Origin of the sequence: Corallococcus sp. 4LFB (assembly GCF_046520365.1) — a bacterium.
Lineage (GTDB): Bacteria > Myxococcota > Myxococcia > Myxococcales > Myxococcaceae > Corallococcus > Corallococcus caeni.
Window position 1 is genome coordinate 21,635 of sequence record NZ_JBKGHJ010000033.1, and the last position, 9,467, is coordinate 31,101.

At 71.1% G+C, this 9,467-nt stretch carries 9 protein-coding genes; 4 read left to right on the top strand and 5 right to left on the bottom strand.

Translation table 11 applies throughout. From position 1 onward, the window contains the following. Window positions 1–2 precede the first annotated feature (2 nt). Window positions 3–164: a hypothetical protein gene (locus ACLEQD_RS06130; protein WP_410382469.1), complete on the top strand. Its 162-nt coding sequence runs from the start codon at window positions 3–5 to the stop codon at window positions 162–164. On the opposite strand, the gene ACLEQD_RS06135 is transcribed toward ACLEQD_RS06130, so the two are convergent. Both ACLEQD_RS06135 and ACLEQD_RS06140 read right to left on the bottom strand, forming a co-directional pair. Beyond that, window positions 151–309 (bottom strand): hypothetical protein, encoded by a 159-nt coding sequence (locus ACLEQD_RS06135; RefSeq protein WP_410382471.1) that lies wholly within the window; start codon window positions 307–309, stop codon window positions 151–153. The two genes, ACLEQD_RS06130 and ACLEQD_RS06135, sit on opposite strands and share 14 nt — an antisense overlap. Window positions 310–574: 265 nt before the next feature. Then, on the bottom strand, window positions 575–1,177 hold the full coding sequence (locus ACLEQD_RS06140) for a sigma 54-interacting transcriptional regulator (protein ID WP_410382473.1): 603 nt from the start codon (window positions 1,175–1,177) through the stop codon (window positions 575–577). 222 nt (window positions 1,178–1,399) lie between these two features. Between ACLEQD_RS06140 and ACLEQD_RS06145 the strand changes: the two genes are divergently transcribed. Then, window positions 1,400–2,962: a GspE/PulE family protein gene (locus tag ACLEQD_RS06145; protein WP_410382474.1), complete on the top strand. Its 1,563-nt coding sequence runs from the start codon at window positions 1,400–1,402 to the stop codon at window positions 2,960–2,962. Here the strand turns inward: ACLEQD_RS06145 and ACLEQD_RS06150 are convergent. Further along, entirely contained in the window at window positions 2,904–4,478 is a 1,575-nt protein-coding gene (locus tag ACLEQD_RS06150; protein WP_410382476.1) for a PAS domain S-box protein, read from the bottom strand. The genes ACLEQD_RS06145 and ACLEQD_RS06150 overlap by 59 nt on opposite strands. A 438-nt stretch (window positions 4,479–4,916) precedes the next feature. Here ACLEQD_RS06150 and ACLEQD_RS06155 point away from each other — a divergent pair, with 438 nt between their 5' ends. Together ACLEQD_RS06155 and ACLEQD_RS06160 are read left to right on the top strand one after the other, a co-directional pair. After that, the gene (locus ACLEQD_RS06155) at window positions 4,917–5,474 is read left to right on the top strand and encodes a hypothetical protein (RefSeq protein ID WP_410382478.1); all 558 of its coding nucleotides are present in this window, start codon (window positions 4,917–4,919) and stop codon (window positions 5,472–5,474) included. A gap of 267 nt (window positions 5,475–5,741) precedes the next feature. After that, a complete protein-coding gene (locus ACLEQD_RS06160) occupies window positions 5,742–7,367 on the top strand; it encodes a phospholipase D-like domain-containing protein (RefSeq protein ID WP_410382480.1) in 1,626 nt (541 codons plus the stop codon). A 60-nt stretch (window positions 7,368–7,427) separates the two neighbouring features. On the opposite strand, the gene ACLEQD_RS06165 is transcribed toward ACLEQD_RS06160, so the two are convergent. Together ACLEQD_RS06165 and ACLEQD_RS06170 are read right to left on the bottom strand one after the other, a co-directional pair. Then, window positions 7,428–8,558: a hypothetical protein gene (locus ACLEQD_RS06165; protein ID WP_410382482.1), complete on the bottom strand. Its 1,131-nt coding sequence runs from the start codon at window positions 8,556–8,558 to the stop codon at window positions 7,428–7,430. After that, on the bottom strand, window positions 8,555–9,467 hold a 913-nt coding region (locus ACLEQD_RS06170; protein WP_410382484.1), incomplete at its 5' end, for a hypothetical protein. The genes ACLEQD_RS06170 and ACLEQD_RS06165, both read right to left, overlap by 4 nt.

Genomic DNA, 9,467 nt, shown 5'->3' on the forward strand with positions numbered 1-9,467 from the left:
GAATGGATCCGGAAGAGGGGAAGGTGGTGGTGCCTGGGGGCTGCTGGTCCGACAGGGACGTGTCGCAGCCGCCGCTGATCATCTGGATCTGCAGCTGCTCGGAGGACCGGTTGACGAAGAAGGAGACGGTGGTGTTCGCGTCGGAGGACTTCAGCGTGCAGTAGAAGTTCTGCTTGCACGACCAGCGCTTCCCGTTGTCATCCTCGAGTAACTGGGGTTGTTGCTGTAGCGGTGGCGCAGCACCACGTTGGTGAGGGTCCCGCCCCACGGGTTGACGACGACGCAGTTGGCGGTCTGCTCCGTCGACATGGGAGAGACACTCTTCGCGGCGGTGCGGGTCAGGTCGGGGTTCAGGCGGTGTCGTAACCCGACTTGAGCTGGCCATCCGGTCCGCGGCTGTTGTGGCTGCACATGGGCGTGTTCTCCTGGGCCACCGGGGGTTGGCGTCCGGTGGATGCCAGGACCCATGAGCAACCGCCGTGCCCGGCGCCGCTCCCCCTGGAGCGCGGCGCGCGCCTGGGGCTTCGACGGGGTTCGACGCGCCGATGCGGGGAGCCGTCGACGCGTCGAAAGCTCAGGCGCGGGTGCGGGGGATGCCCAGCCGCTGGCGCTTCTCCCAGAGGGTCTTGCGGCTGATGCCCAGCCTGCGCGCCAGCTCCGTCTCGCCCATGCGGTCCTGGTGCTCCAGCACGAAGCGGCGGAAGTACTCCTCCATGGAGTCCGGCGATTGGGGGGCCTCGCTGACGGCGACCGGCGGGAAGTCCGTCTCCTCCAGCACGGGCGGGCTGCTGTCCACGCCCGGCCCGCCCGGCGGCTCCAGCGCCAGCAGGTCGGCGGTGATGAGCGGCCCGTCCGCGAGGATGACCGCGCGCTCGATGACGTTCTCCAGCTCGCGCACGTTGCCCGGCCACGGGTGCTGCGCGATGGCCGCCAGCGCGTCCGGGGACAGCGACGCGGGCGGGCGCCCCATCCGCTTGCTGGCCCGCTCCAGCAGGTGCCTGGCCAGCGCGGGGACATCCTCGCCGCGCTCGCGCAGGGGCGGCAGGCGGATTTCCACGACGCGCAGGCGGAAGGAGAGGTCCTGGCGGAACAACCCCTCCTGCACGCGGCGGGGCAGGTCGCGGTGCGTGGCCGCGAGGATGCGCACGTCCACCTTGCGCGAGCGCGTGGCGCCCACCCGCCCAGGGCGATGACGCCCAGCCACACGAGGAAGGGGAGCGAGGCGGGGGCGCCCTCCGCCAGCCACAGCCTGCGCAGCGGCGAGCCGAACAGCAGCACCGCCACGGCGAACACCCGCAGCGACGGCATGGCGGGAGGAGCCGCGGGGGGGCCGCGACATGGGGCGCGAGGACAGCAGCCCTGGCGGGGCACGCGGGGGGCCGTGATAATCCGGCGGGCCATGGCTCCCCCGGACGTGCCCCCGTTCTCCGAACTGCCCCAGTTCACGCTCGACCGCGAATCGCTGCGGCTGCTCCCGGAGTCCTTCTGCCGGCGGCTGGGCGTCGCGGTGATGGGGAAGGTGGACGCGGCCCACGACACGGAGCCCGTGACGGTGGCGATGCTGGACCCGGAGGACCTGTCCGTGCGCTACCGCATCGCGGACTTCCTGCGCCGGCCGGTGCGGCCCGTGCGGCTCAACCGCTATGAAATCGACTCCGCGCTGGAGGTGGGCTTCGGCGCGGGGGTGCACGCGTCGGTGGACGTGGTGCTGAAGGCCGGCACGCCGCTGTCCCACCGGCCCACGCCGGTGGAGCTGGTGAACCACGTGCTCGCGGTGGCGGTGGCGCAGAACGCGTCCGACATCCACCTGGAGAGCTACACGGACGACGTGGACCTGCGCTATCGCGTCGACGGCATCCTCCACCAGACGTACACGGACATCTCCCCGGACTCGTTGCCGGAGGTGGTGAGCCGCATCAAGGTGATGGCGGGGCTGGACATCGCGGAGAAGCGCCGGCCCCAGGACGGCCGCCTGCGCGCGCTCTACGAGGGCGACGCGGGGCGCAAGTTCGTGGACTTCCGCGTGAGCGTGGTGCCCTCCCCGGCGGGCGAGGACGTGGTCATCCGCCTGCTCGACGCCTCGGTGGGCCTGGTGCCCGTGGAGAAGCTGGGGATGACGCCGGAGGTGCAGGCCACGGTGCTGCGGCTGCTGGGCAACCCGGAGGGGCTGGTGCTGGTGACGGGGCCCACGGGCAGCGGCAAGACGACGACGCTGTACGCGGCGCTGGCGCGGCTCAACGACGGGCGCAAGAAGATCATCACCGCGGAGGACCCCATCGAATACGTGGTCCCCAAGGTGAACCAGAAGCAGGTGTCGCCGCAGCTGCCGCACCTGACGCTGCTGCGCGCGCTCTTGCGGCAGGACCCCAACGTGATGCTGGTGGGGGAGATCCGCGACCTGGAGACGGGCAGCACCGCGCTGATGGCCGCGGCCACGGGACACGTGGTGCTGGGCACGCTGCACACGGCGGATGCCATTGGCGCGGTCAGCCGCCTGCGCGGGTTGAAGCTGGAGGACGGCGACATCGCGGAGGCGCTGCTCGCGGTGCTGGCGCAGCGGCTGGTGCGGCGCATCTGCCCGGAGTGCTCCGCGCCCGCGACGCCGACGGCGGATCAGCTGTCACTGCTGGGGCCGCTCCTGGACGGCGTGCAGCCCCGGGCGGGGCTGGGCTGCGAGGCGTGCCGCCACACCGGCTTCAAGGGGCGCGTGGGCCTCTTCGAGCTGCTGGTGGTGGACCCGGAGCTGCAACTGCTCATCGCCACCGGGGCGCCGGGCGTCCAGCTGCGCCGCCACGCCCGGGCGCGCGGCTTCCGCACGCTGGTGGAGGACGCGCTGGGGAAGGTGGCGGACGGCGTCACCACGCTGCATGAGCTGACGCGCGTGGTGCCCTACCGCTACATCCTCACGGCTCGGGAGGAGCGTCAGCTCCGGGCTCAGGTGACGCGCCAGCCTCCGGGGTGACGTTCGTCTCCACGTCCGGGCTCCGGGGCAGCATCACGGTGAAGGTCGCGCCCTCCCCGGGAGCGCTGCGCACCTGCACGATGCCGCCGTGGGCCTCGACGATCTGCTGGGTGATGAAGAGGCCCAGCCCCAGGCCGCCGTAGTTGCGCTCGGACACCGCGCGCACGAAGCGCTCGAAGACGCGCGGCTGGTCCTCGTGCGGGATGCCGATGCCCTCATCGCGCACGCGCACGACGGCCAGCCCGGACTCCACGCGCACGCGGAGGTGGATGGGCTTGCCGGCGCCGTACTTGAGCGCGTTGGTGAGCAGGTTGGTGATGACCTGGTCCAACCGGGCGCGGTCCCAGTTCCCCTCGATGGGGGTGGGGGCCTCCAGCGTGACGGCGCACCCGACCTGCGCGGACTGGGGGGCGTAGCGGGCCACCACGTCCTTCGCGAGCGAGGTCAGCTCCATGGGCGCCCGGTCCAGCCGCAGCTGGCCCATGCTGATGCGCGAGACGTCCAGCAGGTCCTCGATGAGGTCCGACAGCTTGCGCACCTGCCGGCGGGCCACCTCCAGGTCGCGGGCGATGCGCTCCACGGGCAGGGTGGCGGAAGGGTGGTTCTCCACGGTGCGCAGCAGGGCGGTCAGCTTCAGCTGCAGCGGGGTGAGCGGCGTCTTCAGCTCGTGGGAGGCGACGGAGAGGAACTCGTCCCGGGCGCGCACGGCGTCGCGCAGCATCTCCAGCTCGCGCCGCTCCTGGTGCTGCTTGCGCTGGGTGATGTCGCGCGTCACCTTGGCGTAGCCCACCAGCCGGCCCTGCGTATCGTGCAGCGCGGTGATGACGACGCTGGCCCAGAAGAGGCTGCCGTCCTTGCGCACGCGCCAGGCCTCCTCCTCGAAGCGGCCCTCGCTGGCGGCCACCTGGAGGGCGTGCCAGGGCTTGCCCCGCGCCACGTCCTCCGGGGGGAAGAAGCGGCTGAAGTGCTGGCCGATGATCTCCTCGGCCTTGTACTGCTTGAAGCGCTCCGCGCCGGCGTTCCAGGTGGAGACCCGGCCGTCGGCGTCCAGCATGTAGATGGCGTAGTCCTGGACGTGCTCGACGATCAGGCGGAAGCGCTCCTCGCTCTGCCGCAGGTGCTCCTGGTCCTGCTTGCGCTCGGTGAAGTCGCGCGTCACCTTGCCGTAGCCGACGAGCTGGCCCTGCGAGTCGCGCATCGCGGTGATGACGACGTTGGCCCAGAACAGGCTGCCGTCCTTGCGCACGCGCCAGCCCTCCTCCTCGAAGCGGCCCTCGCGATTGACGATCTCCAGCTCCATCTGGGGCTTGCCGCTGGCGATGTCCTCGGGCGGGTAGAAGCGGCTGAAGTGCTGGCCCAGGATCTCCTCGGCCTTGTAGCCCTTGATGCGTTCGGCGCCGGTGTTCCAGCTCACGATGTAGCCCGCGGGATCCAGCGTGAGGATGGCGTAGTCCCGCACGCTGTCGATGAACAGGCGCAGCTGCGCGCCCATGTCCCGAGCGGACTGGGGGCTCACATACGCGATGTCGCCACCACTGGCGGAGGAGGGTGGCGGACCATCATCCAGGGGGCTCCTCATAGGTACCGAATCGTATTGCACCGCGCGGGTATTTCGGGATCGAACGGTGTGTCGAATCCATCCACCAGCCAACCCTGCCGGAGACCAGGCTTCCGAGCAGAGCGGAAGCTCACACCCTGCGTGGAGGTGACTGGATTCCGGGGCCGCGCATCGGGCCCGGGTCCAATGAGACTGTCCGGCGGGCGGCATCCCGCCGGGCGCCGGGTTGCCTGCGAGTCCACGGCGGAGTGGCTCCGGCGGCTACACGACGCGCGATTCCCGCGGTGCTCCCCGAGTGAAGCCCGCGACGGCATGGGACGTGCTCAAGGCCCGCGAGCCCGCTTGTCCGAATGCCGGCGGCAAGCGGGAGTGGCGTCCTCCGGCCAGGTGCCCCCCATGAACGCGTACCGCTTTCTCGCAGGCCTGCTCCTGTCGTTGACCCTCTTCGCCGGCGCGAAGGCCTCCGCGCAGAGCTGCACGACCCTGGTGAATTCCCAGTTCAGCTGGGTCCAGTCGAGCAACAACCGCTGGCTCTCCGTGACGGGCGTGTCGCTGAAGCCGCCCACGGGCACGGTGGGGCCGGTGGCCTCGTACTTCACGGGGACGCTGCTCAACTACGTGGCTCCGGTGTGGATCTACAACCCCGCGACGGGCGTCTTCACGCAGACGCCCGCGCGGCTCACCAGCTCCGCGAACTCCGGCAGGCAGAGCTTCAACGACCGCAGCTACTTCTCCACCTACGCCAGTCCCTCGCGCTGGCAGAACTTCTCCGCCTTCGCCACGGACAACATCCAGCTGGAGCTGGACGCCACCGGGAAGATGACCGTCATCCTCAACAGCTGGTCCAACACGCGGGTCTCCGTGACGTCGCCCACGTGCTCCGGCAACGTGCTGACCGGCTTCGCTGGAAGCTCGGTGTATTCCTTCACCTTCGAGCAGCTTGAGCTCATCTGAGGGACCGACGCCCGGCGGTGGGAGCGGCCCCTCCCCCGCCGGTGCGGCGGCATGACGGGCCTACGGCGCGCGTCGTTCGGAGCTCAAGAAGACGACGCCGCTGTCGACCGTGCGCGGACCGGAGGGTGTTCGAGACCGCATGGACAACGCCCTGAAGACCCTTGAGAAGGCGCTGAACCGAGGCGCCTCCTTGCGGCCTTCGCCTCGGGGGCACTGGTACAAGCCTTGCGTACCTGGCGCGCAACCCGCCCGAGGAGCATGTGCATCATGAAGAAGCAGACCCAGGCAGCCACGACCCGGCTCATCCTCGATGGCGAGAACTTCTTCGGCGCCATCCACGACGCGCTGGACGAGGTCGAGCAGTCCGAGCCCTCCCCCAACACCTATGTGCGGCTGGCCTTCTGGGAGATCGAACACGAGCTGGTGCTCGTCCGTGACCCCGACGAGGTCACGCTGGAGGAGAAGCTCAAGAGGGTCGCGGACGCAGGCCACCGGGTGCAGATCATCATGTGGTGCCCGGCCCGGCTGGACATCCGCTTCCAGCGGGGACAACTGAGCGAGAACGTCTACAACACCAACCTGGCGACCGCGAACGCGCTGGGCGGCTACCGGGGACAGAACGACAGCGGTGGCTCCATCGAGGTCCTGATGGAGATCTACAACGGGTGGAACGGCTCGTCGGTCCACCAGAAGATCGTCCTGTGGTCCCTCCAGGGCCAGCTGAACGCGCTGATTGGAGGCATCAACCTGGCCGGCTTCTACTGGGACAACGCGGCCCACGAAGGGCGCCACGAAGGCGGCATGGGCGGAGTCCCGCTGGGCGACACGGTGCACGACACCGTCCTCCAGTTGGATGGCCCCGCGGCCGTCGTCATCGAGGAGGAGTGGCTCCGGCGCTGGAAGAAGCGGTACTACACGACGCAGTTGTCGGGCAACCAGGGCGCCGGGACGACGCCCATCTCCGACCCCATGGACTACGACCGTCAGCCCCGGGCGCGGGCGGAGGCTCAGCCACGCGGACGCGAGAACGTCGTCATCGCGACGACCAGCTCGGAGAGCTACCTCGGACGCGTCACCGACATCCAGTCGCTGCTCGTCGAGCAGATCCGCGACGCGCGACAATACATCTACTTCGAGGGCTTCATCTTCAGCGACCCGACCCTCGTCGCGGCGCTCGCCGCGCGCCTGCGGGCCCCCAACCCGCCCATCGTCATCATCATGGTGCCGATGCCGTACGCGGAGAATCCCTTCCCCTTCGACTACTTGAACTACCTCTCCTTCGCCAAGCTGGCGCTGGCGAGCTGCGACGCGGTCACCGCGAAGGGCCGCACCGTGGCGCGAGAGGACTGCTCCCGCTGGAAGGTGAGTGAGAGCCTGAATGCCTGGAGCACCCTGCGGAGCGTGACCTCCACCGTCACCAATCGCTGGATGGAGACCGACAGCTTCTCCTGCCAGCCCCGGAATGAGGCCGAGCTCACCTGCCCGCTCCTGCAGCTCGAGGGGTTTCGTGGAGGCGTCCGGTTCTACTCGCCCGTCCGGCGTCCAGGGTCGCGCAGCAGGCAGACGGCCATCTACATCCACTCCAAGCTGGCGCTCTTCGACGACAACGTGGCCGTGGTGGGCTCCGCGAACTTCTCCTACCGGAGCATGGTCTATGACGGCGAGCTGAGCGCCTTCGTCCACGGGGAGGGGGCCCGGCGGATCCGGGAGACGCTCTTCCGCCACTACAACATGCGCACGCCCCAGCAGTGGGACGGCGACGCCGTGGACGCTGTCGAGGACCTCCAGCTGAGGCGCACGGGCGTGCTCCGCCTGGAGCTGGAGCACTACGACCGGCGGATTCCCTCCGTGAAGGACCCCGCCTACAAGTGGGCCAACCACACCTTCTTCTGACCTACGTCCTCCCGCCTCGCGTTCCCCCCAACGCGAGGCGGGAGGCCCGGTGGGGCCACCCTATGGCCGCGGCGTCGGCGCCGCGCGAACCCAGGGGTGGCTCAGCATCTGCCGCTTCTGTGACGGGCTCCAGCCCCTTGCGCCGGCGCGGCTCGGGTGGGGGTTCATGATGTTCTGTTCGTCCGTGTCGCCCATGAGGTCCGTCGTGCCGTCCGCCTCGACGGAGTGGTAGAGGCCGAGGAAGTGCCCCAGCTCGTGCGCGAGGACGCGCGCGGAGGCGTCCAGTGGCCACTGGGCCGGGGCTTCGCCGAAGGCGTCGCAGCGCAGGCCGGGCATGAAGACCGCCGACGCGGGGCCGGCGCCCCCTCCCACCCGGGGGGTGAAGCCGTCCACCGGCACGGGCGGCCCGAAGAAGGGGTCGTCGTACCGGAGGCACCCGGCGAAGACGATGTCGACCGTCGCGTCCAGCGCGGGCGGCGCGCCGTCTCGCAGGGAGGCGAGCCCGGCGAGCTCCGTCGTCCAGAAGCGCGTCTCCGCGGGCGCGTCCGGGAGCTCGGCGACCGCAGCCAACGTCACCTCCAGGCCCGCCTCCTCGAGCTCGCCGTTCAAGCGCTCCAGCAGCTCGCGCTGCCGCTCGGGGTTCCCGAGGAGCATGGAGTGTCGCGACACCAGGAAGCGCAGCGAGAGGCGACCGCGCTCCGGAGGGCTCGCGCGTGGCAGCCAGGCCAGTTGGAGCCGGGGTGCGCCGGCCGTCTTCACGGGGGTGAGCGTCTCGCAGGCCACGAGCCCGAAGCGCACCGTGAAGCCCTCGCCGGGCGTGAAGCCTTCGCCGCCGGGGAGCACGAACAGCGCCTCCTCCTGCGCCATGGAGGTTCGCACCCCGCAGTCGAGGCAGTAGGGGCCGGCTTCCCGCCGGTCCACCCAGGTCCGGCCCCGGGCGTCCTGGAGGGAGGCGAGCGCGAAGCAGGTGCCCGGCTCGCTCCGGGCCCACAGCGCGACCGACTCCCCAGCGAACGGCGGGATGGAGAGGGGCGGCGTGAGCCCGTCCGCGTCGAAGGCGACGGGCTCCGCCGTGAGCAGGGGCTCTCCCCCGTCGAGCGGGGCTTGGGGCGGCGCGTCCCTCTCCGCGCACGCCACCAGCCCCGCGAACGCGAGACAGGCCGCGAAGGCTCGCGTTCGTGAGGACGTCACCGCATGAACTCGCGCAGCTCGCCGGGCGTCACGAACGCCCCGATGCGTTGCTGCAGGTGGACGTCCGGCTCCCGGGGGAAGTGGGCGGCCAGGACGCGGCGTGCCTCGCGCTGGCCGCGGGCGCGGCCCACCCACTCAATCACGCCCGCGCGCTCCTCCACGCTCGCGGAGCTGGCGAGCTTCCGCCCGGCCAGGGCGAGCTCGGCCCCCGTCAGGTCGAGCTGCGCTCCCGGAGCCAGGTGGCTCAGGCTCCGGAGGATGGTGGTGCTCACCCCCGGGCTCGGCTCGCGCTCGAGCTGGGCCACGAGGAGCGGACGGCCGACCTCGCTCGAGAGGTGCCCGAGCGCCTCGGCCGCGCGTCCCCGCAGGGCGGGCGCCCCCGTCTTCAGCCGCTCGTCCAGCTCGGTGCTGAACGCGTCGTCGCCGCTGTTGCCGATGGCATCCAGCACGGCGAGCTCCTCACGGCGGCCCCTGGCGCGCTCCAGCTCGTCGCGCAGCGCCGCGTGCAGTTCGTCGCGCAGCGGGTCGCCAGGCCGGGTGCGTCCGGCCATGCTCCCGAGCCCGAGCAGGCTCACGTTCGCGACCATGGGCGAGTCCGACTCCCGGGCCTGCGTGAGCAGCAGGTCCGCCGCTGCCCGCGACGGCTCGCCGTGGTCCGCCAGCGCGGACGCCGCCCGGCTGCGGTCGAGCGCCGAGAGGTCCCTGCTGACCAGCGCGTCCGCGAGCACCTGCCGGGACTGCTCGGTGCCCGCCAGCTCGAAGGCGAGGAAGAAGGCGGAGCGCGCCGCCGGGTCAATGGCCCCGCGTCTCAGGTCGGCGAGCAGCAGGGCGCTCTGCTCCGGGTGCGCGCGGAGCCACCCCGCCAGGAAGCGCGCGGCGGGGAACACGGCGCCCTGGCTCCCTCTCCGA

Coding starts and splice junctions, on each gene's coding strand:
- ACLEQD_RS06130 (WP_410382469.1), top strand. CDS start 3: ATGGATCCGGAAGAGGGGAAGGTGGTGGTGCCTGGGGGCTGCTGGTCC.
- ACLEQD_RS06135 (WP_410382471.1), bottom strand. CDS start 309: ATGTCGACGGAGCAGACCGCCAACTGCGTCGTCGTCAACCCGTGGGGC.
- ACLEQD_RS06145 (WP_410382474.1), top strand. CDS start 1,400: ATGGCTCCCCCGGACGTGCCCCCGTTCTCCGAACTGCCCCAGTTCACG.
- ACLEQD_RS06155 (WP_410382478.1), top strand. CDS start 4,917: ATGAACGCGTACCGCTTTCTCGCAGGCCTGCTCCTGTCGTTGACCCTC.
- ACLEQD_RS06160 (WP_410382480.1), top strand. CDS start 5,742: ATGAAGAAGCAGACCCAGGCAGCCACGACCCGGCTCATCCTCGATGGC.